Source organism: Carnobacterium inhibens subsp. inhibens DSM 13024 (genome assembly GCF_000746825.1).
In the GTDB taxonomy this organism is placed as follows: Bacteria; Bacillota; Bacilli; order Lactobacillales; family Carnobacteriaceae; genus Carnobacterium_B; species Carnobacterium_B inhibens.
The window spans coordinates 379,410-404,851 of record NZ_JQIV01000006.1 but is presented as its reverse complement, the minus strand read 5'-3'; the positions used below and the strand labels follow the sequence as shown (position 1 = coordinate 404,851).

Annotated in this window: 26 protein-coding genes and 1 other annotated feature; of the genes, 2 read left to right on the top strand and 24 right to left on the bottom strand. The window is 34.8% G+C overall.

What is annotated here, in order from left to right; all coding sequences use genetic code 11:
- Positions 1–82: 82 nt before the first annotated feature.
- The 4 genes from rpoD to BR65_RS03065 all read right to left on the bottom strand — a co-directional run bounded on the left by rpoD (position 83) and on the right by BR65_RS03065 (position 4,725).
- On the bottom strand, positions 83–1,207 hold the full coding sequence (rpoD, locus tag BR65_RS03080) for an RNA polymerase sigma factor RpoD (RefSeq protein WP_023177919.1): 1,125 nt from the start codon (positions 1,205–1,207) through the stop codon (positions 83–85).
- Positions 1,208–1,260: 53 nt separating this feature from the next.
- Positions 1,261–3,111, bottom strand: a complete 1,851-nt coding sequence (dnaG, locus tag BR65_RS03075) for a DNA primase (protein WP_236620757.1) — start codon at positions 3,109–3,111, stop codon at positions 1,261–1,263.
- A 433-nt stretch (positions 3,112–3,544) separates the two neighbouring features.
- On the bottom strand, positions 3,545–4,111 hold the full coding sequence (locus tag BR65_RS03070; RefSeq protein WP_034536658.1) for a hypothetical protein: 567 nt from the start codon (positions 4,109–4,111) through the stop codon (positions 3,545–3,547).
- Positions 4,112–4,206: 95 nt separating this feature from the next.
- Positions 4,207–4,725, bottom strand: coding sequence for a transcription repressor NadR (locus BR65_RS03065; protein ID WP_034536657.1), 519 nt, complete (start codon positions 4,723–4,725; stop codon positions 4,207–4,209).
- Between the two features lie 198 nt (positions 4,726–4,923).
- Here BR65_RS03065 and BR65_RS03060 point away from each other — a divergent pair, with 198 nt between their 5' ends.
- Complete coding sequence (locus tag BR65_RS03060; protein ID WP_023177914.1) at positions 4,924–5,760, top strand: metallophosphoesterase; 837 nt, start codon at positions 4,924–4,926, stop codon at positions 5,758–5,760.
- 62 nt (positions 5,761–5,822) lie between these two features.
- On the opposite strand, the gene BR65_RS03055 is transcribed toward BR65_RS03060, so the two are convergent.
- The 16 genes from BR65_RS03055 to BR65_RS02985 form a co-directional block, all read right to left on the bottom strand.
- Positions 5,823–7,535 carry an ABC transporter ATP-binding protein gene (locus BR65_RS03055; RefSeq protein ID WP_023177912.1) on the bottom strand — a complete coding sequence of 571 codons (1,713 nt, stop codon included), beginning with the start codon at positions 7,533–7,535 and terminating at the stop codon, positions 5,823–5,825.
- A 41-nt stretch (positions 7,536–7,576) separates the two neighbouring features.
- The gene (locus BR65_RS03050) at positions 7,577–7,951 is read right to left on the bottom strand and encodes a DUF488 domain-containing protein (RefSeq protein WP_034536655.1); all 375 of its coding nucleotides are present in this window, start codon (positions 7,949–7,951) and stop codon (positions 7,577–7,579) included.
- A 92-nt stretch (positions 7,952–8,043) separates the two neighbouring features.
- Positions 8,044–10,128, bottom strand: coding sequence for a glycine--tRNA ligase subunit beta (gene glyS, locus BR65_RS03045; RefSeq protein WP_034536653.1), 2,085 nt, complete (start codon positions 10,126–10,128; stop codon positions 8,044–8,046).
- Complete coding sequence (gene glyQ / locus BR65_RS03040; protein WP_023177907.1) at positions 10,121–11,041, bottom strand: glycine--tRNA ligase subunit alpha; 921 nt, start codon at positions 11,039–11,041, stop codon at positions 10,121–10,123. Before glyQ ends, glyS begins: the two co-directional genes overlap by 8 nt.
- A gap of 91 nt (positions 11,042–11,132) precedes the next feature.
- Positions 11,133–11,310, bottom strand: a binding site (T-box leader).
- Positions 11,311–11,376: 66 nt separating this feature from the next.
- Positions 11,377–12,174: a DNA repair protein RecO gene (gene recO / locus BR65_RS03035; RefSeq protein ID WP_034536652.1), complete on the bottom strand. Its 798-nt coding sequence runs from the start codon at positions 12,172–12,174 to the stop codon at positions 11,377–11,379.
- Between the two features lie 78 nt (positions 12,175–12,252).
- Positions 12,253–13,161 (bottom strand): GTPase Era, encoded by a 909-nt coding sequence (era, locus tag BR65_RS03030; RefSeq protein ID WP_023177904.1) that lies wholly within the window; start codon positions 13,159–13,161, stop codon positions 12,253–12,255.
- Positions 13,161–13,571: a cytidine deaminase gene (locus BR65_RS03025; RefSeq protein ID WP_034536651.1), complete on the bottom strand. Its 411-nt coding sequence runs from the start codon at positions 13,569–13,571 to the stop codon at positions 13,161–13,163. Before BR65_RS03025 ends, era begins: the two co-directional genes overlap by 1 nt.
- A 15-nt stretch (positions 13,572–13,586) precedes the next feature.
- Positions 13,587–13,982 (bottom strand): diacylglycerol kinase family protein, encoded by a 396-nt coding sequence (locus tag BR65_RS03020; RefSeq protein WP_034536645.1) that lies wholly within the window; start codon positions 13,980–13,982, stop codon positions 13,587–13,589.
- Entirely contained in the window at positions 13,966–14,442 is a 477-nt protein-coding gene (gene ybeY / locus BR65_RS03015) for an rRNA maturation RNase YbeY (protein WP_023177898.1), read from the bottom strand. Before ybeY ends, BR65_RS03020 begins: the two co-directional genes overlap by 17 nt.
- A gap of 50 nt (positions 14,443–14,492) precedes the next feature.
- Positions 14,493–16,700 (bottom strand): HD family phosphohydrolase, encoded by a 2,208-nt coding sequence (locus BR65_RS03010; protein WP_034536643.1) that lies wholly within the window; start codon positions 16,698–16,700, stop codon positions 14,493–14,495.
- Positions 16,701–16,711: 11 nt separating this feature from the next.
- A complete protein-coding gene (locus BR65_RS03005; RefSeq protein WP_023177894.1) occupies positions 16,712–17,731 on the bottom strand; it encodes a PhoH family protein in 1,020 nt (339 codons plus the stop codon).
- Between the two features lie 951 nt (positions 17,732–18,682).
- Positions 18,683–18,904 (bottom strand): hypothetical protein, encoded by a 222-nt coding sequence (locus BR65_RS14015; protein ID WP_211251480.1) that lies wholly within the window; start codon positions 18,902–18,904, stop codon positions 18,683–18,685.
- 7 nt (positions 18,905–18,911) lie between these two features.
- On the bottom strand, positions 18,912–19,079 hold the full coding sequence (locus tag BR65_RS14010) for a tetratricopeptide repeat protein (RefSeq protein ID WP_280512914.1): 168 nt from the start codon (positions 19,077–19,079) through the stop codon (positions 18,912–18,914).
- A 274-nt stretch (positions 19,080–19,353) separates the two neighbouring features.
- A complete protein-coding gene (locus BR65_RS02995) occupies positions 19,354–19,800 on the bottom strand; it encodes a GatB/YqeY domain-containing protein (protein ID WP_023177883.1) in 447 nt (148 codons plus the stop codon).
- A gap of 33 nt (positions 19,801–19,833) precedes the next feature.
- Positions 19,834–20,007 (bottom strand): 30S ribosomal protein S21, encoded by a 174-nt coding sequence (rpsU, locus tag BR65_RS02990; RefSeq protein WP_007725241.1) that lies wholly within the window; start codon positions 20,005–20,007, stop codon positions 19,834–19,836.
- Positions 20,008–20,183: 176 nt separating this feature from the next.
- Complete coding sequence (locus BR65_RS02985; protein WP_023177881.1) at positions 20,184–20,597, bottom strand: Fur family transcriptional regulator; 414 nt, start codon at positions 20,595–20,597, stop codon at positions 20,184–20,186.
- A 171-nt stretch (positions 20,598–20,768) separates the two neighbouring features.
- Between BR65_RS02985 and BR65_RS02980 the strand changes: the two genes are divergently transcribed.
- The gene (locus BR65_RS02980; RefSeq protein WP_034536642.1) at positions 20,769–21,602 is read left to right on the top strand and encodes a pyruvate, water dikinase regulatory protein; all 834 of its coding nucleotides are present in this window, start codon (positions 20,769–20,771) and stop codon (positions 21,600–21,602) included.
- A 226-nt stretch (positions 21,603–21,828) separates the two neighbouring features.
- Here the strand turns inward: BR65_RS02980 and truA are convergent, their stop codons facing one another.
- The 4 genes from truA to BR65_RS02960 all read right to left on the bottom strand — a co-directional run bounded on the left by truA (position 21,829) and on the right by BR65_RS02960 (position 25,354).
- Positions 21,829–22,569 carry a tRNA pseudouridine(38-40) synthase TruA gene (truA, locus tag BR65_RS02975; protein WP_034536641.1) on the bottom strand — a complete coding sequence of 247 codons (741 nt, stop codon included), beginning with the start codon at positions 22,567–22,569 and terminating at the stop codon, positions 21,829–21,831.
- A gap of 204 nt (positions 22,570–22,773) precedes the next feature.
- Positions 22,774–23,613 (bottom strand): TPM domain-containing protein, encoded by an 840-nt coding sequence (locus tag BR65_RS02970; protein ID WP_156098842.1) that lies wholly within the window; start codon positions 23,611–23,613, stop codon positions 22,774–22,776.
- Between the two features lie 32 nt (positions 23,614–23,645).
- Complete coding sequence (locus tag BR65_RS02965; RefSeq protein ID WP_023177876.1) at positions 23,646–24,230, bottom strand: LemA family protein; 585 nt, start codon at positions 24,228–24,230, stop codon at positions 23,646–23,648.
- A gap of 233 nt (positions 24,231–24,463) precedes the next feature.
- Positions 24,464–25,354, bottom strand: coding sequence for a deoxyribonuclease IV (locus BR65_RS02960; protein WP_023177875.1), 891 nt, complete (start codon positions 25,352–25,354; stop codon positions 24,464–24,466).
- Positions 25,355–25,442: the final 88 nt, after the last annotated feature.

Sequence of the window (25,442 nt, the reverse complement as noted above, 5' to 3'; positions counted from 1 at the left end):
TCTTATTAAACGTACAATTTATCTGTTCCCATAGAAAAAGGCCACCTAATAAACGAACTTATTTAGGCGGCCTTCACTCATTTTATTCTAAAAAGTCTTTTAATTGTTTAGAACGACTAGGGTGACGTAATTTACGAAGAGCTTTAGCTTCGATTTGACGAATACGTTCGCGCGTAACGCCAAATACTTTGCCCACATCTTCAAGAGTACGATTACGTCCATCATCAAGACCAAAACGTAAACGTAATACATTTTCTTCACGGTCTGTCAGAGTATCTAGTACATCTTCTAATTGTTCTTTTAACAACTCATAAGCAGCATTTTCAGCTGGACTAGTTGCATCGTGGTCTTCGATAAAATCGCCTAAATGAGAATCGTCTTCTTCCCCAATAGGTGTTTCTAAAGAAACAGGTTCTTGAGCAATTTTTAGAATTTCACGAACTTTTTCAGTTGGCAGATCCATTTCTGCTCCAATTTCTTCTGGAGTTGGTTCGCGGCCTAAATCTTGCAACAATTGACGTTGGATACGAATCAATTTGTTGATTGTTTCAACCATATGAACTGGAATACGGATTGTACGAGCTTGGTCGGCAATTGCACGCGTAATGGCTTGACGAATCCACCAAGTTGCATACGTTGAAAATTTAAATCCTTTTTTGTAATCAAATTTTTCAACAGCTTTCATTAATCCCATGTTACCTTCTTGGATCAAATCTAGGAATTGCATTCCGCGTCCAACATAACGCTTGGCAATACTAACAACTAAACGTAAGTTAGCTTCCGCAAGACGTTGACGAGCTTCTTGGTCGCCTTCTTCGATTTTAATTGCTAATTCAACTTCTTCAGAAGCTGTTAATAAGTTAACTCGTCCGATTTCTTTCAAATACATTCTAACCGGATCATTGATTTTCACACCAGGAGGAGCTGTTAGGTCTTCAGGTTTCTCTGCATCTTTTTCTGCTTTTAATTCTTTCAGTTTCAATTGACGAGCTGTTGGGCCACCATCGTCTCCAACTACCCCAACGCCTGCATCTTCAACAGTTTGGATAAGTTCATCCATTTCATCTACACTTAAAGAAAAAGGAGTTACTATTTTATTTGTTAACTCATCGTAATGAATCGTTCCTGCTGCTTTATACTCTTTAATTAACACTTTTACTTCACTATCGTACGCTTTTTTTGTTGTTTTCGGTTTTTTATCAGCCATTAAAAAGCCTCCTCTTTCAATCTTACTAGTACTTATGATTAAATTTCATTTTATTAATTTTTCAATAATCGAGATAAATTGACTACTTCAATCATTAATACTCGAAGTTGTTCTTTATCGCCTCTTCGTGATGCTTCTGTTAAGGCTTCTTGTTTTTCCTTTAACTGCGTCTGAAGAACGGATTTTCTTGAAATCACATCTAAATAATCTTCAACTTCTCTGGTAGAAATTTCATCACTGATAGATAACAGTTCAATTTCAACAATTAAATTTTTCAACTCCGGTTCTTTAACAAAATCAATGAATGCATCAATCGAACCTTCATGATTTGTATGTTCACGGAAGCTCTCATACAAAATAAACACCATCTGATACTCATCGTGTGCAAAGTGGAATTCATCTGCAGCGTTTTTTACGATTATCCACGCTTCTTCAAAATGAAATAGGCGATTTAACAATAAACGCTCTGCATATTCAATGTTATCCGGCTTTCTTTTTTGCCTTTGTACTTGAGGAACAGTTACCTCGATTGAAGAACGTTGTTGCATTTGCTGATGCTTCTCTTTTGTTCGTTCTTTACGAGAATCATGAAACTTTTGTTGAAATTGCTCTTTTAAAGAATCCATTGAAAGCTCAAACTCATTCGCTAATTGCTTGAAATAAAGTTCTCTTTCAACAGCTGATGTTACACTAAGCAGTTCTGTTAATATCTTTTCGATATACCCTAACCGTTCACTTTCATTTGATAAGTTGAGCGATCTGCGGTAATAAGCCATCTTGAAACTAAATAGTGTATCTCTTCCGTGAGCAATCAATTCTTTAAAAGCATCTGACCCATTTTTTTTGATATATTCATCAGGATCCATACCTTCAGAGAAACGAATAATCTCAATATCAAAATTGGTCTCTGTCGCTAAAAGTTCACTAGCCCTTTTGGTGGCTTCTATCCCTGCAGAATCTCCATCATAAGCAATTAATACGTGATCCGTTACTCGATCAATCAAATGAATCTGCTCATTTGTCAGACTGGTTCCCATTGAAGCAATTCCATTGGTCACCCCTGCTTGCCAAGCACCGATTACATCCATAAAACCCTCAAATAAGATAACTTCTTTTTCTCGTCTGATAGAGGCTCGTGCAAGATCGAAGTTAAAAAGAATATTTCGCTTGTTAAACAACTGAGTTTCAGGACTATTTAAATATTTTGGTGCTCCTTCAGTGTCTTGTTGAAAAATCCGGCCAGAGAAACCAACCGTTTTTCCTTGCTGATTTCGAATAGGAAACATGATTCGATTGTAAAATCGGTCAATTAAATCTCCATTATCTTTTTCAACAAACAAACCTGTTTTTTGCAATAACTCTTGCTCATTATTTTTTCCAATTAAATACTGATGCAACATAGTTCTTTCTTGTGGAGCAAAACCAATATTAAAGGTATCAATTATGTCTCTAGTCAATCCTCTTTGAGTCAAATAGTCTAGAGCATCTTCTCCAATTTTAGTATTCAATAAAATGTGATGAAACAATTCAGCACTATCTTCGTGAACGCGGATAAGTTTTTCTTTTGTTGAGTCAGTCGCTTGATTGTTATGATCGTGGTTTTGCACCAAAGAATCATCTAGTTGTACTTGACTCATTTCAGCTGTTTTAATAACAGCCTCTGGAAAAGTTAATCCATCAACTTCCATTAGAAAAGTGAAGACGTTTCCGCCTCGTCCACAACTAAAACAGTGGAAAATTTGTTTTTCTTCTGTAACTGAAAAGGAAGGAGTTCGTTCTTCATGAAATGGACAAAAGCCAAATAGGTTTTTTCCTTTCTTTTTCAACTGAACATATTGACTGACAACATCCGCTATATTGGTTTCTTGTCGTATTTTATTGACCGTTTCTTCTGGAATCATCATTGCCAATTCGTTCACCTCTTACTAAAAAATAAAGAACGCTACGCCTAATCCTAAATAACATTAAGTCTCTAAAAGCCGCACCAAAAAAACAAGTGCGACTCTACTCACAAAATCTATTCTCAGACAGAAATATACATGTTTTATATTAGCACATCTTGTACAATAAAACAAATTTTAAAATTGATGCACAAAAGTCAATTTAGTATTTATAACAGTCGTTAGGATTTATATGGTTATTGCTTTCTTATCCTATAACTGTTTTTCTAGAATCTACATTTTAGATTCTTCATTGCAAGATATCATTTCAACCTTACCGCCCCTTTTTATTTGTTGAATCAATCAAGTTACTTTTCTGAAAATAAAAAACTCTTATCCTTTAGTAAACCGAAGAAAGTTTCTAAAGAATAAGGGTTAGTTGAACAGAATGAGTTGTTTATTTTAACTTTGCAACAGTTGCTGCAAATGTTTTACGACTGATTAATGCTTTCCATACAATATGTGCCAGCATAAAATCAATCATGCTATGTATAATGGTACCTACTCCGACTAACAAGAAGACCGATTGAAGAAACCCTTGAGCATAGTAAGCAGTTGTCATTTCTCCACCAAAATAAAAAGCTGAAACCACAATTACTTCACAAACAGCATGAAGGAAGCCGATAAACAAAGAAAAGAGTTGCGTTTTTACGGCTGATTGGAGTATCTCAGGTTTTTTGAGCAGAATATAAGATCCAACACCTGCAAATACGACATGCGTCAATGCTCTTAAAGTAATAATAATGGGAAAACCACCCAATAAAAATCCAACAGCTGTTCCTAATGCTACCGTTATAGCAATGATTGGAGAGATAAACATGGCTATAAAAATGGATACGTGACTAGCTAATGTAAAAGAAGCGGGTTCTAAAACAATTTTGATCGGTGAAATCATCGGTATTAAAATACCAACAGCTACTAATAGTGCTGCTATGGTTAACTTATGAACTTTACTTGTTTTCATTTTGACAACTCCTAATTTCAGATGTGCTTTACACGTGTCTTGACACGTTGGCAAACTTAATTATAGGCGTTTATCAAAAGATGTCAAGACACCTTTTAATTTTTATAGATAAACCCATGATTCTCAAGGGTATCTTTGATTCTTTCAAAGGCTTTTTTGTCTGCACAAGCAATAGTATGCAAGTGTACTCCATCTGTTAATTCAGATAATAAATTAGCCTGTTTATTTTCAATGGCTTCTAAAAATTTATCTGCATCATAACGAGAAGAAATGGCTAATCGTCCTTTCAATTCTCCGTAAACCGGGTGTTCCACTATAACATCTACTATTTCTCCACCATTATCTACTATGTCATACAGCTCGTCTTTGGTTTCAGCAGCATTATGTTGGCTGGCCAATTTGCCAATATATTTATTCGTCATAGATTCTGATTCCAAAACATATCCTTTTGGTGTAGCGATTACATCCATTCCGCTTGCTCTCAATAAAGCCACATCCCCAACTATGATCTGACGACTCACATTCAGTTCTGACGCTAATTTTCTCGCACTTACAGCTCTATTCTCTTGTAATAAAATAGAAACGATACTGTTTCTTCTTTTAGTTGCATCCATAAAATCAGTCCTTTTCAATTGTTGAATTCTTCTTACGTTCATTATACCTTAGTCAATTTAATTTTAAGCTTTAAAACCAGCCATCTTATTATTAAAACTATTTTTCATCTTTACAACCATAACTTTTTTTAATTTAATTAACAAGGAAGAATACGTAATATGCTATACTTTAAAAAACGTTTTCACTAAGGAGACCAAATGAAGAAATTTAAACTTATTTTATTTTTACTCATAATTCCAACTATTTCTTTTTGTGTCTATGGTTATTACCAGAATCGTTCATTAGACATTGAATACCAAACTATTGCACTAGAGGACCTTCCTCAAGAATTAAACCAATTAAAAATTGTTCATCTATCAGATACTCATTTTGAAAGAAATCGCATTTCAATTGAGACGTTACTTTCTGAAATTGAAAAAGTACAACCGGATCTAATTTTTCTAACGGGTGATTTAATGGATCGTACAGCTGATTTGAAAAATATCCCTCTAGCGGAATTCGGCAGTTCTTTAATGGCTATCGCACCAACTTATGCTGTTTCAGGAAATCATGAGACAAGCAGCGGACAATTGGCAGAATGGGAAAAAGAAATTAGCCAAAGCGGTGTCCTATTATTAAACAATACACAAATCACCTTAGACTTAAAAGGTACTCAACTAGCTTTAGTGGGCGTTAGAGATGAAAGTTATCCTAGCGAAGTACCTGTACAAGGTCCACTAGACGATATGCCAATACTTTTACTCGCTCATCATCCTGAGTACTTCGAACAGTATTTAACTTCTAATCCTTTGATTCAGCCAGATATCACATTCAGCGGTCATGCACACGGTGGTCAAATAAGAGTACCCCTTGTCGGTCCTTTATACGCTCCTGGCCAAGGATTTTCCCCTAAGTATACAACTGGCATTTACGACAGCGAACAAGATGCTTCAAAAAAACTAGTGGTAAGCCGAGGAATTGGAAATAGCCTATTCCCATTTCGAATCAACAACAAACCTCATTTGTTAGTCATTACTCTTGAACGCACGAAATAAGAAAAACCACTATTACAAGGAAAATTAAAATTCCCTTTAGTGGTTTCTTTTTTTGAAGTAGATTAACTAAATTGCGCGTCATGCAGCTTTTTGTATGCGCCATTTTTTGCTAATAACTCATCATGGCTACCTTGTTCAGCAATTCCTTCTTCATTGACAACGATAATCCGTGTAGCATGCTTGATTGTCGCTAAGCGATGAGCAATAATCAATGTGGTACGACCTTTTGCTAATGAGTTTAAGGATTCTTGGATGACTTGTTCTGTTTCAGTATCTAAAGCAGAAGTAGCCTCATCTAAGATCAAAATAGGCGGATTCTTTAAAAACATCCGAGCAATAGATAGACGTTGCTTTTGACCACCGGATAATTTAACACCTCTCTCACCAATGATCGTATCTAGTCCCTCAGGCATATCAGCAACTACTTTTTCCAAATGAGCCAATTGAACAGCACGTCGTATTTCTTCTTCACTTGCATCCAATTTTCCATAAGCGACATTTTCTCTGATACTACCTGGAAAAAGATACACGTCTTGTTGCACTACACCAACTTGTTCTCTCAGTGAATGCATCGACATATCTTGGATATTGATGCCATCAATCGTTATCTCACCTTCATTAACTTCATAAAAACGAGGCAATAAATTACAAATTGTTGTCTTACCTGCTCCACTAGGACCCACAAAGGCCACAGTTTCACCAGCTTGAATGGATAAATCAATTCCATCTAAAACTTTTTTGGAAGAATCATACCAAAAAGAAACGCTTTTATAGTCAATATTTCCATTCAATCGTTTCACTTCAATGGCATCCTCTTTATCTTGAATCGCCGGTTCTTTATCCAATTCTTCTGTTAAACGTTTAAATCCAGCAATTCCTTTAGGATAACTTTCAATCATTGTATTTACTTTTTCAATTGGTCGAACAAAAATATTGGACAATAAAATAAATCCTACAAAATCACCATAAGTAATTTCACCTTGTATCGTGTAATATGCTCCAAAAAATAAAGCAAATAAATTAATCAAACGGATGAGCAAGTAATTATATGAAGAACTGATCCCCATCATTTTATAAAATAAGATTTTTGATTTTCGGTAAGCTTGGTTCAGAATCTCAAATCTGCCAGCTTCATGTTCTTCATTTGCAAAAGCTTGTACAACACGTATTCCGCTGACAGAGGCTTCAATTCCAGCACTAAATTCACCTAAGTCATTAAAGATTTTTGTATTGATCTTGGTCATTCGTTTGTTGAAAAAAACTAAAGCAATCGTGATAAAAGGAATCATCACAAATGTAGCTAAAGCTAATTGGACATGTACCGTCAGCATAAGGGCGAAGGCACCGCCTAAAGTAATAAATGTGATAAATACATCTTCTGGACCATGGTGAGCCACTTCTGATATTTCGAACAAATCAGTCGTCAAGCGTGTCATCAGTTTACCTGTTTTCTGATTGTCGTAATAACTGAAAGGCTGTTTCTGTAGATGTCCATATAGTTCTCGACGCATATCTGTTTCAATGTTTACTCCTAGTTTATGACCAAAATAAACGACTACATATTGCAGTGATGTATTTACAATGTATAAAAATAGCAAAGACAACGATGCAGTCACAATGAGTGTCCAGTTTTCTGAAGGCAGTAAATCATCAATGACTCGATTAACAACTAGTGGAAATGACAGCTCTAAGATAGCTGCTACAATAGCACATCCAAAATCCAAAATAAATAAATTTTTATACGGCTTATAATAACTTAAAAAACGTTTTAACATAAGGACCTCCAAACGTGCTTATATACTTTCATAATAAAAAATCATGTCGCTTTTATTGTCTTAATGTAATCCATCAAAACAACCACATGATTGAATTCTTCATCTTTTGCGGCATAGACAAATGTTACAGGTGTCTGTTCTAATTGCTCAAATACATGAATTAGAAATGACTCTAATCTAGGATTATCTGTTAATTCCGTCCAGTAAGCTTGTTTAAACCATTCAAACTTTTGAGGTTGATGATCAAACTCTTTGCGAATGGTTGAAGATGGAGTGATCTCTTTTGCCCATTCATTGATAGCTGCTTTATCTTTTGATACCCCTCTAGGCCATATTCGATCAACTAAAATGCGGTAACCGTCTTCCTTCTCAGGTTTTTCATAGACTCGCTTCATATTTAACTGATAATCATCCATTTTTCCACTCCTTTATAAGGCTGACTAAAAAAAACTCCACTAAGGAAAATTCTATCCTTAATGGAGCACAAAGTAAACTTATTTGCGGAAATTTATTTAACGACTAACTTATCTACACTTGCAAAAGATAAAACAAATTTAGAAATTTTCATTAATAAAGCTAAACGATTATTACGAACAGCTTCATCATCTGCCATGACCATGTTTTCATTGAAAAAGGTATCAATCAACGGTTGTAGTTGTTCAAACGCTTGATAGTTTTGATCGCTAGTACTATCATGAGCAGTTTTTTCGATTGCACTAAATGCTTCATATAATTCATGTTCAGATTTTGTTTCAAATAAATCGGTATTTACAGTTAATTCTGTTTGGTTAAGCAATTCTTTCCCTTTAGCAGCTAGATTCAATACACGAGTCAACGCTTCTATAGTTGGTTTAAAGACCGTATCTGATAAATGACGGTTGATTTCACGTCCAGCTTCTATCAATTTGATCATATCTTCCTGACGAGAATGCAATGCAGCATCAATCACATCATGACGGATATTTTTCCCAACTAGCAACTGACGAATACGAGCTTTAATAAAGTCGATCACTTCTAAGTTACTTGAAGCATACCCTTGGGCTAATGCACTTTGTTCGATAACCGTTGCAGCTAAGATATCTTTTTTAAGAGATTCCATAGGGAAACTCCAATTTTTTGATTCAATAATACGCACGATACCATATGTTTGACGTCTCAACGCGTAAGGATCATTCGAGCCAGTCGGGATCATACCAACTGCAAAGAAGCTAAGAACACTTTCTAATTTATCTGCAATAGCTAATACCGCTCCAACAGCCGTTTCAGGAAGTTCCCCTTCACTTGAAGTAGGCATATAATGTTCTCTAATAGCGGCAGCGACTGCTGGATTTTCACCTTGCATCATAGCATATTTTTCACCCATAATTCCTTGTAGTTCAGGAAATTCGCCAACCATATTGGTTACTAAATCAAATTTGTATATTTCAGAAGCACGGTTCAAATCTTTTAATTCAGTATCATTTAACCCTACATTTTTCCCGATAAGTTGAGCAATTGCTTTCACTCGGTTCATTTTTTCATAAATCGAACCAATTTTTTCATGAAAAGTTACTTGTTTCAGGCGGTCAACACAAGCAGCAATCGTTAATTTTTGATCTTCTTCATAGAAGAATTGACCATCATCTAAACGAGCTGTCAGCACTTTTTCATTTCCTTTAGCAACCATATCAAGGTGTTCAGCATTTCCATTACGTACAGAGATAAAGTAAGGTAAGATAGCTCCTTCATTGTTTTTTACTCCGAAATAACGTTGATGATCTTTCATTGAAGTAATCAATACTTCTTCTGGTAAATCTAAATATTTTTTATCAAATGTGCCATAAAAAGCAGTAGGGTATTCAATCAAATTCGTTACTTCTTCAAGTAATTCTTCATCTAAAGAAACAGACCACTTATTATCTTTCGCTAATTTTTCGATTTGCGTAACAATCATCTGTTTGCGTTTTTCGCTATCTGCAATAACAAAGACTGCTTCTAATGTTTTTTCATAATCTAAAGCACTAGCAAAAGTGACATCTGTGCCTAAAAAGCGGTGTCCCCGAGAGGTATTAGACGTTTTGATATCTAATAATTCGAATGGAATCACTTCTTCATCTAACATAGCTGTTAACCAGTGGAACGGGCGAATGTATTTAAATGAATGATTTGCCCAGTGCATGCTTACAGGGAATGTCATTGATGCAATCACTTCACCTAAACCAATAAGGATTTCATTAACGGTTTTACCTGAAATAAATTTATCAACATAAACATAAGAAACGTCTTTGATTTCTTTAAAGTAGATATCTTCTGTAGTAGCTCCTTGTCCGCGAGCAAAACCAATAGCAGCTTTACTCCAGTTCCCTTCAGCATCCTGAGCGATTTTTTTAGCAGGTCCTTTAACAGATTCTTGAATATCTTCTTGTTTTTCCGCGATATCTTTAACAACCACCGCTAATCTTCTGGGAGTAGAATACGGGATCACTTCTCCATGTTCTAAGCGGTTTTCTTTTAGAAAAGCTGTTAATTTTTGGACTAACTGTTTGCTGCTTGGAGTTACGATGTGAGCTGGAATTTCTTCTAAACCAATTTCTAATAATAAATTTTTAGTCATTTTCTTTTGCCTCCTTATTTTCAGCAGATTGAGCTTGAAGCAAAGGGAAACCTAATTTTTCGCGTTCAATAACAAAAGCTTTTGCGATCGCACGAGCCATGTTACGAATACGAGCTAAGTATCCAGCACGTTCCGTAACGGAAACGGCACCTCTAGCATCCAGCAAATTAAATGTATGGCTACATTTCAACACGTAGTCATAAGCAGGATGAACTAATCCAGCTTCAATTTGTGCAGTTGCTTCTTTTTCATATTCATTAAACAACATTAAAAGCAATTCTTGATTGCTGTTTTCAAAAGCATACTTAGAGTGTTCGTATTCAGGTTGAATAAAGATCTCACCATATTTAACCCCTTTAGTCCATTCAATATCATAAACACTGTCAACATCTTGAATATAAGAAGCTAATCGTTCTAATCCAAAAGTAATCTCACTGGTTACAGGATTGCATTCTAATCCCCCAACTTGTTGGAAGTAAGTAAATTGAGTAATTTCCATACCGTCTAACCATACTTCCCATCCAAGACCTGCACAACCCATTGAAGGATTTTCCCAGTTGTCTTCTACAAAGCGGATGTCATGTTCAAGAGGATCGATTCCTAGTAAGCGAAGACTTTCTAAATAAAGTTCTTGAATATTATCTGGAGAAGGTTTCATAACTACTTGGAATTGATGGTGTTGGAATAAACGATTAGGATTTTCACCATAACGACCATCTGCTGGACGTCTTGAAGGTTCTACATAGGCCGCGTTCCAAGGTTCTGGTCCAATAGCGCGTAAAAATGTGTACGGACTCATTGTTCCTGCTCCTTTTTCTGTATCGTAGGATTGAAGCAGTAGACAACCTTGATCAGACCAATATTTCTGTAATGTCATGATTATTTCTTGAAATGTTAAGCTATTCTCTTTCATAATGTCATTCTCCTCTTAAATTTTTAGATCGTTTAGTAACGACTTTATTAAAAACAATACAAAAAAATCCCTATGCTAACAAGTGTGTCAGCATAGGGACGATAGTACAATCGCGGTTCCACCCTAATTCTAGTTTAATAAAAACTAGCATCTCTTTTATCGAACAGCTCCAGAATGCCTTTCAAAACTTTGTCTATATTTGGCTCACACTATCCCAAATTCGCTCCTATAGAGGTAAAGTCTTTACTTTTTTCTTTCATCGCTGGTTATTTACTTAAACCTATAATAACCTTCACTATTGACTATTGTCAACAGTTACTTTCTTATCCTATATCCTAGTCTGTGGTTTCCTCAGGTGGAACTCTTTTATTCACTAAAAGATCACCCCAGGAATACATCTGATCAATAAACTTTTTGCTTTTCAACTTGATTCCAACTGATTCTTCGTAGATCATATCGATCAATGTTCTAATTTCGCGCTTTGTCTCTTCTTTGACATTGATAGATCCTAATTGGTCTAAAGAAACGACTGAAAATAAACGTACAAAATGAATGGCTCTCCTACTGGCATGGTACCGGTGTTTATCTAAATGCCAATGATTCTGACATAGCAGTCCACCATAACTGCCAGAGTAATCAAATACACCTTCTGTTATTCCACACACACGACAACCTCTAAATTCAGGTGCAACTCCAAAATAAGGCAAAATTTGAATTTCGAATATGTTTACCACAATTTCTGGATCGGTTTTTTCATCGATCTCAGTCAAACAGCGATCAATTCTGTGAAAGAGTGTACTGTCCACTATGCCATCTTCTAAGGCCGAATCTGCTAAACTTAAGATATAAGTAGCATAGGCGTTCAAGAAGATATCCGTTTGCATGCTTTTATACTGTTCTACCTCTTTTGCATCACGGATAAAACAAAGTCCAGTGTCACGGATGTCAGCGATATAAGTCGCTTTTGTAAAAGGCAATACAGCTGTTTTTAGTTTGTTTGCTTGCTTTCTGGTTCCTTTAACAAAAAACATGCGTTTACCAAAACGATTTGTAAACAACTTAACCAATTGATCATTTTCGCGATGATTTCGCACAGATAACACGATGCCTTCTACTTCTTCTACCTGAGCCATAAAAAAACCTCCTACACACGATCCGCGCTTAAAAAATAAAACCACAAAAATTTATGGTTTTATTTTTTATCTATTTTTTTAATAATCGTCTTTACGGTAACCATAATCTTGTAAATTCGTTTGGCGATCACGCCAATCTTTTTGAACTTTTACCCAAAGATCTAAATAAATTTTATCTCCTAATAAAACTTCAATATCTTTTCGAGCACGGATACCAATGTCTTTTAACATTTTCCCGCCTTTTCCAATAATAATTCCTTTTTGACTTGAACGCTCAACAATGATCGCTGCATGTACTTGAACTTTTCCAAGTTCATTTCGTTGCATACTTTCAACAACAACAGCAACAGAATGTGGAACTTCTTCTCTCGTTAATTCCAGAACTTTTTCACGGATTAATTCAGAAACGATAAAGTATTCTGGGTGATCGGTTACTTGGTCTTCTGGATAAAATTGAGGTCCTTCAGGCAAGTATTTTGTTACTTCTGATAATAATGTATCAACATTATTGCCTTCTGAAGCAGAAATTGGAATGATTTGTTCAAAATCTACTAATGAACGGTAATCTTCAATAATTGGCAGCAATTGATCAGGATGAATTTTATCAATTTTATTCAGCACTAAAAATACTGGGCTTTTGACTGTTTTTAATCTTTCAATAATGAAGTTATCTCCAGGACCGCGTTTTTCTGCAATATTTACCATGAACAAAATAACATCTACTTCTCTAAAAGCACTAAAAGCCGAGTCTACCATAAAGTCTCCTAGACGGTGTTTAGGTTTATGGATACCAGGAGTATCGATAAATACAATTTGTGATTCTGGCGTAGTATAGATACCTTGTATTTTATTTCTTGTTGTTTGAGCTTTATCACTCATTATTGCTATTTTTTGTCCTACAATTCTATTTAATAATGTTGATTTACCAACGTTTGGACGCCCAACAATAGAAACAAAACCTGATTTGTGCTCATTCGTATTTTTCATTAAACCATATCCTCCGATTTAAACGCTCCGGGTAGCAATTCGCTAACCGTTGTTAGTTGTTTATTTCCTTTATTATTCGTTAATAAGACAGGCATGTCTGGTCCGCAAAATTCTGCGAGTACTTGCCTACATGCTCCACAAGGTGAGATTGGACCATCTGTGTCGCCTGTTACAACTAAATAGTCGAACTCCTTTTTCCCTTCAGACACTGCTTTGAAAATAGCTGTACGTTCGGCACAATTAGTTAAACCAAAAGAGGCATTTTCAATGTTGCAACCTGAAAAAATTTTCCCGTCTTTTGTTAAAAGTGCTGCTCCAACTGGAAAATGAGAATAAGGAACATACGCCTTTTCTAACATATCCGTTGCTTTTGTAATTAGTTCTTCTACTTTTTGATCCGTAGAGTGCATAACAAGTGATCTCCTTTAGAATAGTATTTGCCATAATTTTGGTAAAATGATAATCAACGCTACAATAATTGAAAAACCAGCTGTTAGTAGTACAGCCGATGCTGCCATATCTTTTGCCTTTTTTGCCAGAGGATGAAAAGTATCACCAGTCACCAAATCAACTACATTCTCTATAACAGTATTCCAAATTTCCATTATTACTACTAAAAAAATACTGAAAAGAACCCATAACCATTCATTGATAGTCAGATCAAGGAATGCACATAAAATTAAGACAATAGACCCAATTAAAATATGTGATCGCATATTTCTTTCTTCTTGAAAGGCCGTTAAAACTCCTTTAAATGCATACTTAAAAGAGTCAAAGAAGCTTGAGTTTTTACCGACCTGTTCTTTATCTTTTAAGTCCATAGGCTTCTAATATCTCTTTCTGCAACCCAAACATTTCTTTTTCATCCTCAGGATTCATATGATCATATCCATTTAAATGTAAGAAACCATGTAAAGCAAGAAATCCTAATTCACGATCAAAAGAATGTCCATATTCTTCGGCTTGGGTTGCTGTTTTATCAACTGAAATAATAATATCCCCAATATTTCTCGGAATGGGTTCATCTAAATTATCAAAGTTGATCATTAATTCATCTTCAACTTCATCTTCCATAGCAAAACTGATCACGTCGGTTGGTTGATCTTTGCCACGATATGTTTTATTGATTTTTTGAATATTTTCATCGTCTACGAATGTTACCGACATTTCAGTATCTGCCGGCAACTGTAGATGATCCCCTGCGAATGCTAGTAAAGAATTCACTAATTTTTTTTGTTCCAGCGTAACCTGGTTTGTTTCATCATACAAATCTAATTCCATAAGTAACTTCCTCACTCCTTTTTTACTCCACTATAATCAAATTCAGCTAATTATTCTTTTTTTAAAGCCGGGTATTCAATCCTTGAATGGAATGTTCCATTCAGCCCTTCACAAATTGCCTTTTCAACGATTTTCAACTCTTGCAATGATATAGAACACTCATCAAACTGACCATCCGTAATCCTACTATTGATTAAATCATGAACGAATTTTTCAATAGTTTCTTTTGTTGGATGTGACATTGCCCTAGTGGCCGCTTCAGCACTATCCGCAATATTAATAACAGCTGCTTCTTTTGTTTGAGGTTTTGGTCCTGGATACCTAAAATCACTTTCTGTTACTGTGTCATCCTGTTCTTTAGCTGTAACATAAAAATATTTCATGAGGGTTGTTCCATGATGCTGAGCACAAATATCAATAATAGATTGAGGAAATTTAGCTTTTTCCAACATCTTTACGCCTTCAGAAACATGTCCAAAAATAATTTCTTTGCTCTCAAAAGGAGTTAATAAATTATGTGGATTCTCCATTCCAGGCGGTAGATTTTCTACAAAGAAGAGCGAATGACGTAATTTGCCAACATCATGATAATAACAAGCCACACGCGCAAATAATGAATCTCCGCCAATAGCTCCAACTGCATTTGCACTTAAATTCGCTACCATTAAACTATGGTGATAGGTTCCAGGTGCTTTCGTCAGCAATTCTTTTAACAACGGACTATTCGGATTGGATAATTCTGTCAATGTTAATACAGCATTATCTTTAAATAATACTTCAACATAAGGTGTTAATAGAATAGCCAATAAATATGAAATAATCCCGCTTGAAAGTGCATATATGATCATCAGAAAAACTTGGTGCGACCAGATGTGTATGTTTAAGTATAAAATAAATGAAAGGATAAACAAAGCATTAAATACAGTGACCCAAATGAAACTCGTCCAAAACTGAGTCGTGATCTTTTTTCGTGTGATCATGGTACCCATCATACCGCTTAGCAGATAAAATAGCACTAAGACAATACTAAAACTTGTTCCAGAATCTGGGCTAAAAATAAAAATTGAAAATACTGCAGTAAATCCATTCGCCAATATTCCAAACCTGCGAGATCCAAATGCTGTTAGTAGCATGGAACCCAAGGCAGCTGGAAACAATAAACCAATATATTCTAAGTCAGTATCTTGAATCAATTGCAAACTTTTCATCAATAATAAAGAAGCAATCATAATCAAAGAATAAAATGTGACTTGACTGCCGTGATCAACTTCGTCTTCTTTCTTGAATTTTCCTAAGTAAAATAATAACAAGGCTTGTGTAAAAATCAATACGATCAAACCATATAAGGATTGTCTTGATGAAGTATCATCTAGCATACCCAACAATTCAAGTTGATGCATATCATTGCTATCCACAACATGGCCTTCTTGAACAATCACTTGCCCTTGTAAGATCAAAGCAGGTTGAACATTCGCTTTCTCTTCTTCTTTCTTTTGTTCAGTAGCATTAGCATTGTAGATGTTGTTTTCTACGATCGCATTATCAATGATCAAACTAGCTATCCTTTGATTGTTAGAATCTAAGTCTGAATAATCTAAATTATTATTTGCTTCTAATTTAATGTCATTTAATTCTTCATTTTTGATAGGCTGAGACATAAACTCTGAAACTACTGAAGTTATTGATTCTTTCATACTTGTTAAAACGGATTGATCAATTTCTATTAAATCTAAAACAGCCCAATCTGGAAGCATTTCAATAAACTCTTTAGTCGAATCTTCTAAGTTATTTAATTTTTCTTTAAATAAGCCCAGTAATTCCTCATTCGTTAGTTTATTTACTTTTATTTCTGCTAGTTCTTGAGAGGTTATAGATGAATTATTTTCAGAAGCTTTTTTCCTCGCTTCTTTTAGGTCATCTTGATATTTCTTATCAGCGTCTTGTTTTATTTCATCAATTGTAGCAAATAGTATTTCTATTTTAGACGTTTGCAAGTCTTTTAAATCTGAGTTGTACGTATATACAGGAGAAACGGTTGCAGCAATCGTTTCTTTATTTTCTTCTGTTTTTTCTGTATCTTCAACTGTTGCATTTGCTCGTATGGTCTCTTCTGCCACCTGAAATAATTTAATATCTAAGGCTTTTGGTTTAACCGTACTATACATAATAAAAAACAACGCCACAGATGAAAGTAATAGAATAGAAGGAATATAAAAATTGCCCATTTTTTTCTGGAGGCGTCGTAAATTTCTTCTCATTCATTCACTTCCTAATTGTTTTTTTCAGTACTCACTTTTTCAGTATCCGATTTTTTACTTTCAGTCATTGTTTTTTCTTGGCTGTATGCATTTATAATATTTGCTACTACTGGATGACGCACAACATCATTTGAATCAAATTGAACAAAATTGATTCCTTTAACTTGGTTCAAGACTTTCTCCGCATGGACTAATCCGCTCATTGCCCCTCTTGGCAAGTCAATTTGCGTAACATCACCATTGACGATCATTTTTGAACCAAAACCAAGTCGCGTAAGAAACATTTTCATTTGAGCTTTTGTTGTATTTTGTGCTTCATCAAGAATAACAAAAGCGTCTTCTAGTGTACGTCCTCTCATATAAGCTAAGGGTGCGATTTCAATTACGTTTCTATCCATTAGACGAGTGGTATGCTCTAAACCAAACACATTATATAAAGCATCATAAATCGGACGTAGATAAGGATCCACTTTTTCTTTTAAATCACCCGGTAAAAAACCAAGATTTTCTCCTGCTTCAACTGCTGGACGAGTTAATATAATTTTTTTTACTTCCCCTTTTTTCATTGCTGACACGGCCATTACTACTGCTAAATAAGTTTTACCAGTTCCGGCTGGACCAACACCAAAGGTAACATCATTTTTTTTAATCGATTGGATATATTGACGTTGACCAAACGTTTTTGCTCGAATCGGTTTTCCAGCATGATCTTTTCCAATTTCTTCCTCATACATACTAATAAAAAAATGTAGAGTGTTATTTTTTGCCATTTTGATGGCCGTTACAACGTCGGAAGGCCCTACTTGAATCGAACGTTTAATTAATTCTTCTAAATGATTAAAGATTTCTTCAACTGTAGCTGTATTTTCTTCTGTGCCAATAATTTCTAGATGACTTCCACGACTGTTGATAACAACATCCATTGCGTCTTCTAATAAAGCTAAATGCTTATCTTGGGCACCAAATAATAAAGATGTATGATTTTCATTTTTCAAGTCTACCAAACGTGTTTCGTTCGTTAAATTAGTCAAACAAACAACACTCTCCTTTATCTTTCTATACTTTAAAGAATAGCACATTTTTCGTATAAAATGAAGCTTTCCTTCTTTAGATAGAAAACCAATTAAAAAAAGGAAAACTGGTAAAATGGAAGTTAAAAGAGTGTTTAAATCTTAATCTCTAACACATACTTCTTCTTTAATATAACTAAATCAATCTATAAGGAATCTACTATTTTCATAAGTAAATAGAGATATTTGTTATATAGTGTTGGTATTCAAATGAATTTTCTTCCGGAATAAACGGCTGTATAATTTTTAAGAGGCTGATACAAAAATCCCAGCCACTTCTTTATATACGAATGTTTATTCTAAAACGTGCTCCAAAAAGCAAACCCGACGTCCACTTTGTCATGACTGTAGTAGCTTCAGCTACGTACAGACATGATACACTTAGGCGTTAGCCTACAGTGCTTATGCTCGATGGTCGATGACCATACTGCGCTTATTCGTTCCAGTGATTCGGGTCTAAACGCTTTTTGTCCCACTCTCACTATTTTTGAATTAATAATTAGATTATGAATAAGTTTTTCATAGCTATGAAGAAATAGGACGGACACTCATTCCCTTTATCGACTATTACAATTACAAAAGAATCAAGCAGAAACTCATTGGTTAAGTCCATCGACTATCGTGAAACATCTGAAAACATCGCTTAGAACGATAGGTTCTTTGCGGATAATAGTGTACAAAAAAAGAAGTGGTTTTCTCCACTCCAAAAAAAGTCTGACATTCGTGGTTACTATAAAATCCCCTTCCTATCACAAAAGCGATACGCGAATTTGTTTAGCATACCTCATAATTGTGTATTAGAGCCCTCTATAAAAAACAACTCTAATGTAATAGGATTCTTGTCACTTGATTTTATACAATTTCATTTACTTAGAGATTAAACATAAAACATAAACGAATTTAACAAAAAAATTATATATCTATATTATCTTTATCCCATACAGTGTCTAAGTTTGCACTATAAAGTTCAATGGCTTTTCTATACATAATAATATTTTCATTTTTTTTAGTATCTAACAATATAGTCAATAATAGTTCTGTTGCTTTTTTGTGTTCTTTTAGATTGTAAAGCGTCATTGATAAAAATACTTTCATAGCTTCATTACTTGGATGTTTTTCTATCCCCTCTAACAATATTTACTTAGCTTTTTTGTATTCCCCCTAGAGTGCGATAAGTACTTCCAAGACCAACATAAGCGCCCTCTAGATCTTCACCAACTAATCCTAATTTAATCGACTGTTCGTAGAATGGAACAGCTTTTTTTTCTTCTCCCAATAGGTCATAACTCCAAGCACATTGATAGTTGATAGAAGCATGATCAGGATTTTTTTTACTAAGTTTAAAAACAAATTTTTTGACTCTTCATAATTTGATTTTTTTCTCAATGTTAGTGCTTCTTGAAATTGTTCATTCATATTATCACCCCTTCTTTAGTAGGTAATAAACTTCTTACAAATAAGTATACAGTATAGTTAAAAATAATTAGTTTATTTATTAAAAACAGTTTAATACACTATGTAAAAAAGAGGAGATGAGACAATTGTCTCACCTCCTCTTTTTATAAAAGGTAATAACTTACCCTTTATGCATTCAATTGCTCTTTTACTAAACGATTGACTTCATTACCGTCTGCTTTACCTTTTGTTAAAGGCATAACAACTCCCATAACTTTGCCAAAATCTTTCATAGATTTAGCATCTACTTTCGTAGCAGCATCTTGAATAATCGCTTTAAGTTCGTTTTCAGAAAGTTGTTGAGGTAAATATTTTTCAACGGTATGAATAGCAGCTTCTGTTTGATCAACCAAGTCTTCTCGACCAGCATCTTTAAACTCTGCAAGCGATTCACGACGTTGCTTCATTTCGCGAGAAAGAACTGTTAACTCTTCATCCTCACTTAAATCATTACCTTTGCTGATTTGATCATTTTGCAATGCAGCTTTTAACATACGTAGAATAGCTAAAGTTTCTTTATCTTTGGCTTTCATCGCAGTTTTAATGTCTTCATTAATGGTTTCTAAAAGTGACAAGACTTTCCCACCCTCAATCCTAAAAGCAATTTACTAGAATTTACGTTTTCTAGCTGCTTCAGATTTTTTCTTACGTTTCACACTTGGTTTTTCATAGAATTCGCGTTTACGAGCTTCTTGTAAAGTACCTGTTTTTGAAACGGAACGTTTGAAGCGACGAAGAGCATCATCAAGAGATTCATTTTTCTTAATAACTGTTTTTGACATATTAAATTCCCTCCCTCCGTGCTTTAAAAAGTAACCGTTATTTAGAACACACTAATTTATTAGCGTATTCATAAACACTGTCCTTCCTTATTATATCGAATGTATTTTTTCACGTCAATACAACATTTCATTATTTTAATAAAAATAACCAGTTTATTGCATTTTCAGTTGTTTTTTTAAGAACATTTTTCACATTTCCCAAAAATTTCAAATCGATGAGACTCGATTTTACATCCATTTAGCTGATTTTCAAAAAAATTCATGGGACACATTTCAATTTGTTTTGTTTTCCCACAGCTTGTACAGATAAAATGATGATGATGTCCAGTATGTTTACATCCAAAACGGAACATTTTTTCACCATTTAATTCTGTTTCTTCTAGCACATTTAATTCTACAAACGTATAGATATTTCGATAAATCGTATCATAACTAATAGAAGGATATCTTTCTTTTAATCCAAGCTGTACTTCTTTAGCTGTTAAATATCGATTTTCAGCTGCAAATACGGATAACATATTTTCTCTTTTATCTGTATATTTGTAACCATGTTCTTTTAACGTTTCAATGGCTTGTTCTACTGCTGTCATATAAGTGATCGCCTCCTTTTACATGATCCATTTACCAACAAGTAGTATAACGTATTTATTGGTGTATAATCAAGCTGTAAATCTGAGAGTTATTTAAGTGATTCATTGTCGTTTAGTTGAGAGTTCCTGTATACTAATAAGTATACAGACAGAACTACAAGGAGGAAAAACATGTCTTCAAAATCAACTATTAATTTTTATATTATCTCCGATTCAGTAGGCGGGACAGCTAGTCAACTTGGACAAGCTGCTATGACTCAGTTTCCTGATGCAGATATTAAAGTTTCAGCTTACCCTTTCATTCGCGGATCGGACACCCTTTTATCTATTCTAGAAAAAGCAGAAATCGATAATGCGATCGTCCTTCATACATTGGTAGATGAAAAATTAAATAAGACAGCTAAAACGTTTTGTGAAAAACATGAATTGGTTTTTTTTGACCCACTCTCTCCAATCATAAGCGAACTTGAAAAACGTTCTGAAATGGTTCCTATACAAAAGCCAGGAGCTTTGCATCTTTTAGATGAAACCTATTTCAATCGAATAAAGGCAATTGAATTTGCGGTAAAATTTGATGATGGACGAGATCCTAAAGGCTTTTTAGAAGCAGACATCGTATTGCTTGGGATTTCAAGAACATCTAAAACACCATTAAGCATGTTTTTAGCGAACCAAAATTATAAAGTAGCTAATTTGCCTCTTATCCCAGAAGCGCATATTCCAGAACAAATTTGGCAAGTTGATCCTAAAAAAATAGTCGGTTTAACAAGTGATAGAGAAGCCTTAAACTCTATACGTCGAGAAAGAATGTTAACGTATGGAATGAATCCCGATACGGAGTATTCTAAATTAGATCGCATTGATAGAGAATTAGATTTTGCAAAAGAATTATACGAAAAATTAGGTTGTTTGGTCATTAATGTTTCTAAAAAATCTATTGAAGAAACGGCTGCCATCATTATCAATACTCTTCAAATCGAACACAAGAAGTATGAACAAAACTAATCATAGCTCACAAAAAAATTACTCAATAAGTTATGATTTTTTACATCCCTCTACCCAACCCACACACTAAAATAAAGAACTTGAAGAATAATAGCCTAGTAGCTTTATTCTTCAAGTTCTTTTATTTTTCTTGGTAAATATTCTGGTATCTTCATAAAAGTATATAGGTATATTTTTGCAGATTACTTAGAAGAATACTTTCATACAGATGACCATCTCGGCCTTGTTAATTGTAATAAACTTCATCTAGGAATAGTCCTTGAGAAGGCACCGTCATTCCGGCATTGCTTCTGATTCCACTCTCAAATATGGCATCAATATTTTCCAGATCAGTTATCCCTTCCCCAATCTCCAGAAGCGTCCCCATGATGATTCTAATCATTTTATAAAGGAATCCTTCACCAATAAACGTAAAGTGCAATAAATCGCCTTCCTTTTGGATCGTGATTTCATTGATAGTTCTAACAGTTGATTTTTTCGACTTTTTAAGAGAAGAGAAACCAATAAAGTCGTGGGTTCCGACAAGTTTGCTGCAAGCCTCGTTCATTTTGTCAATATCAAGTTCTACAGGAAGATGGTAGCTGTAGTTGCGCTCAAATGCAGAAGGCACATTATTATTCCAGACATAATAGCTGTATTTTTTCCCGTTAGTATTATATCTAGCATGGAATCTTTCCGGTACTTCCTCAAGATCTTTCACGACAATATCCCTTGGGAGGTAGCGATTTAGATGGTCCAGCATCGCTGCACAGTCCATGGTAGATGTTGTTTTGAAATTAGCCACCTGCCCCTTAGCATGAGCTCCGGCATCCGTACGACCTGATCCGATTATTTCAATTTTGGTTCCTGTCATTGACGTCAAAACATTCTCTATTTTTCCTTGAATGGTTTTGTCTGAATCACTGAGTCTTTGCCAACCCAAATATCTGCCGCCATCATACTCAATTGTCATTTTAATATTTCTCATTTTATCCCTCTTAATCATCTGATTCGGTTTCTATTTTCATACCGTATACTTCACTATTAGACCATTAGTTGATTAGTGCCCTGTCTATTTGACAGGGCACAGTCCAAATCTTGGTTCAATGTCTTTTTGTCTTGTTAATGGTCCAACTATTGAAAAATTTTTCTTTGATTTTAATGTTTTAAGTTAAAGGAATTTGGCTATACTTTAAAATCCACGACTGGAACCTCCGCCACCGGAACTTCCGCCACCGCCAAATCCTCCACCTCCGCCGAAGCCGCCGCCACCGAAACCTCCGCTGCCAAAACCGCCACCGCCACGGTAACGACTTCCACCAGACATTCCTAGTAATAAAGGCCACATACCGCCTCGTCTTCTTCCGCCACCAGATCCGCCACCGCCAAAGAAGCTGCTGATAACAAAAAAGATGATCACCACAACAATAATGGATGAAAAACCTCCATCATCATCATTGTACTCTGAAGTATCTACATTATAACCAGAAAAAATCGTGTCATCATCATATTGATACTCTTCATTAACTTTTACAGCTGTTTCAGTAAAAATATTTTTCAAGGCAGCATCAAAATTATTGTTCGATAAAGCATCGATATTACGATCTAATATGGCTCCTGTTCCACTGTCAGTAAGAGCACCTTCTAAACCATACCCAATTTCAAACCGGATTTCACGTTCTTCAGCAGATAATAGAATCAAGACTCCATTATCTAAATCAGCCCCACCAATTTTCCATTTTTCAAACAATTCAACGGTATATTCTTCAATCGTAACATCCTGTAAACTATTTACGGTCGCCACTACTATCTGTGGTTTTTCTTGAGTATCTTCATAGTGTTTATTTACATCTATTATAAATTTTTCTGTTTCATCTGAAAGTAAATCTGCTTCATCAAAAACATAAAATTCATTAGAGGGTTCAGGATAATCAACAGCAGCCTTAACCGTTAGAGGAAATAAACTTAAAAGCAATAAGCTGAAAAGTAGCGATAAGGTGCTCAAAAATGAAATATGCTTAATTTTTTTCACTAGATTTCCTCCTCGTGCATAAGACATAACGATTATTCTTCATCATCAAAGTTAACTTCAGGCGCGATTTCTGCACCTTCAACGGCTTCAAAATAAGGTTTTTCTGAGAATCCAGTTATGCCGGCAATAATAGATCCAGGGAAACGTTTCACTTTGTTATTATAACCTTGTACAGATTCATTGTAACGTTGTCTTTCAACAGCAATTCGATTTTCTGTTCCAGCAAGTTCATCCATCAATGCGGTTACGTTGTCATTAGATTTCAATTCTGGATAGCTCTCTACTACAACTAATAATCTAGATAAAGCAGAGTTCATTTCATTATTCGCTTCTACTTCTTCTTCCATTGATCCAGCACTGCTCAGTGAAGCACGTGCATCTGCGATTGCAGTAAACACATCCTCTTCTTGATCCATAGCTCCTTGAACTGAATTAACTAGGTTAGGTATCAAATCATTTCTACGTTGTAATTGTGATTCAACTTGTGACCAAGCTAAATCTACTTTACTTTCTTCATTGATCAATCCATTATATGAACTAATCAGAGGTATCGCAATGATAACGACAGCTATAATAATCCCTATAATTACTTTTGTTCCACTCTTCATATTTTTCATTTGTCATCCTTCTTTCTTTCATTATTTAATAGACTAAGTATACTTTAATTCCTAAATCAACACATCCGACTTAAGGATGAAAAGAAATTGCTGTCCTTTTTTATAAGCTGTCCTTTTAAGTTAAGTATGACATAAAATGCTTATTTTAGGAAATAATAGCGTAAGAAAAAAAGAAAAACAAAATTTATTTTTCCCTTTTTTCAGCAAGCATACTATGCTGACTCTTTAGTTCTTTAATTTAAACAATCTTCTAATAATTTTGGATTAAAAATTTGCTCTTTTAGCATTTTGATTTCATGTGCATAAGGTGCTTTTTTAGTTTTCTTATCTTCTCCTACAAAAGGTGTTTCCAATATTTTAGGTAACAATTCTAATTGTGGGTGATGAACCACTTTATTCAAAGCTTCAAACCCGATCGTTCCAAATCCAATGTTTGCATGTCTATCTTTATGACTGCCTTGGGGATTTTTCGAGTCGTTCACATGGACAACTTTTAGACGGTCTAATCCTATAATTTTATCAAACTCATTTAAAACACCGTCAAAATCTTCTTTTACATTATAGCCTGCATCGTTTAGATGACAAGTATCCAGTGTGACGGATAATTTTTCATTTAATGTCACACCATCCATTATTTTTGCCAATTCATCAAACGTTCTGCCTACTTCAGTTCCTTTACCAGCCATTGTTTCAAGTGCGATATGAGCTAGTTGATCTTTATGCAAGACTTCATTTAGCCCTTTAATAATTTGCGCGATTCCTGCATCCGCTCCAGCTCCAACATGTGCACCTGGATGCATTGTGATCTGTCTTGCACCTAAAGCTTCAGCTCTTAAAATTTCTGCTCTTAAAAACTCAATAGCAAAACTGAAATTTTCAGGTTTGATCGTATTGCCTAAATTTATGATATAAGGCGCATGTACAACAATATTTGATAAGTTGTTTTCTTTCATGAAAGCTGTTCCTGTAGGAATATTCATATCTTCAATTGCTTTTCGTCTTGTATTTTGAGGGGCACCTGTATAAATCATGAATGTTGTAGCACCATAACTTGCAGCATCCTCAGCAGAGCCAAGCAGCATCTTTTTTCCACCCATTGAAACATGTGAACCTAATAAAACCATCTTTTTTTCTCCTAACGTTAAGTACATTTTCTTTTATTCTAAGCTAGTTTTATCGAAAGAACAACCCAGATTAGATTAGTTTCATTTA

What these genes read in the sequence shown, in the direction of transcription:
- rpoD (WP_023177919.1), bottom strand. Translation starts at nt 1,207, where the DNA reads ATGGCTGATAAAAAACCGAAAACAACAAAAAAAGCGTACGATAGTGAA.
- dnaG (WP_236620757.1), bottom strand. Translation starts at nt 3,111, where the DNA reads ATGATGATTCCAGAAGAAACGGTCAATAAAATACGACAAGAAACCAAT.
- BR65_RS03070 (WP_034536658.1), bottom strand. Translation starts at nt 4,111, where the DNA reads ATGAAAACAAGTAAAGTTCATAAGTTAACCATAGCAGCACTATTAGTA.
- BR65_RS03065 (WP_034536657.1), bottom strand. Translation starts at nt 4,725, where the DNA reads ATGGATGCAACTAAAAGAAGAAACAGTATCGTTTCTATTTTATTACAA.
- BR65_RS03060 (WP_023177914.1), top strand. Translation starts at nt 4,924, where the DNA reads ATGAAGAAATTTAAACTTATTTTATTTTTACTCATAATTCCAACTATT.
- BR65_RS03055 (WP_023177912.1), bottom strand. Translation starts at nt 7,535, where the DNA reads ATGTTAAAACGTTTTTTAAGTTATTATAAGCCGTATAAAAATTTATTT.
- BR65_RS03050 (WP_034536655.1), bottom strand. Translation starts at nt 7,951, where the DNA reads ATGGATGATTATCAGTTAAATATGAAGCGAGTCTATGAAAAACCTGAG.
- glyS (WP_034536653.1), bottom strand. Translation starts at nt 10,128, where the DNA reads ATGACTAAAAATTTATTATTAGAAATTGGTTTAGAAGAAATTCCAGCT.
- glyQ (WP_023177907.1), bottom strand. Translation starts at nt 11,041, where the DNA reads ATGAAAGAGAATAGCTTAACATTTCAAGAAATAATCATGACATTACAG.
- recO (WP_034536652.1), bottom strand. Translation starts at nt 12,174, where the DNA reads ATGGCTCAGGTAGAAGAAGTAGAAGGCATCGTGTTATCTGTGCGAAAT.
- era (WP_023177904.1), bottom strand. Translation starts at nt 13,161, where the DNA reads ATGAAAAATACGAATGAGCACAAATCAGGTTTTGTTTCTATTGTTGGG.
- BR65_RS03025 (WP_034536651.1), bottom strand. Translation starts at nt 13,571, where the DNA reads ATGCACTCTACGGATCAAAAAGTAGAAGAACTAATTACAAAAGCAACG.
- BR65_RS03020 (WP_034536645.1), bottom strand. Translation starts at nt 13,982, where the DNA reads ATGGACTTAAAAGATAAAGAACAGGTCGGTAAAAACTCAAGCTTCTTT.
- ybeY (WP_023177898.1), bottom strand. Translation starts at nt 14,442, where the DNA reads ATGGAATTAGATTTGTATGATGAAACAAACCAGGTTACGCTGGAACAA.
- BR65_RS03010 (WP_034536643.1), bottom strand. Translation starts at nt 16,700, where the DNA reads ATGAGAAGAAATTTACGACGCCTCCAGAAAAAAATGGGCAATTTTTAT.
- rpsU (WP_007725241.1), bottom strand. Translation starts at nt 20,007, where the DNA reads ATGTCAAAAACAGTTATTAAGAAAAATGAATCTCTTGATGATGCTCTT.
- BR65_RS02985 (WP_023177881.1), bottom strand. Translation starts at nt 20,597, where the DNA reads ATGACAGCAGTAGAACAAGCCATTGAAACGTTAAAAGAACATGGTTAC.
- BR65_RS02980 (WP_034536642.1), top strand. Translation starts at nt 20,769, where the DNA reads ATGTCTTCAAAATCAACTATTAATTTTTATATTATCTCCGATTCAGTA.
- truA (WP_034536641.1), bottom strand. Translation starts at nt 22,569, where the DNA reads ATGAGAAATATTAAAATGACAATTGAGTATGATGGCGGCAGATATTTG.
- BR65_RS02965 (WP_023177876.1), bottom strand. Translation starts at nt 24,230, where the DNA reads ATGAAAAATATGAAGAGTGGAACAAAAGTAATTATAGGGATTATTATA.
- BR65_RS02960 (WP_023177875.1), bottom strand. Translation starts at nt 25,354, where the DNA reads ATGGTTTTATTAGGTTCACATGTTTCAATGGGTGGAAAAAAGATGCTG.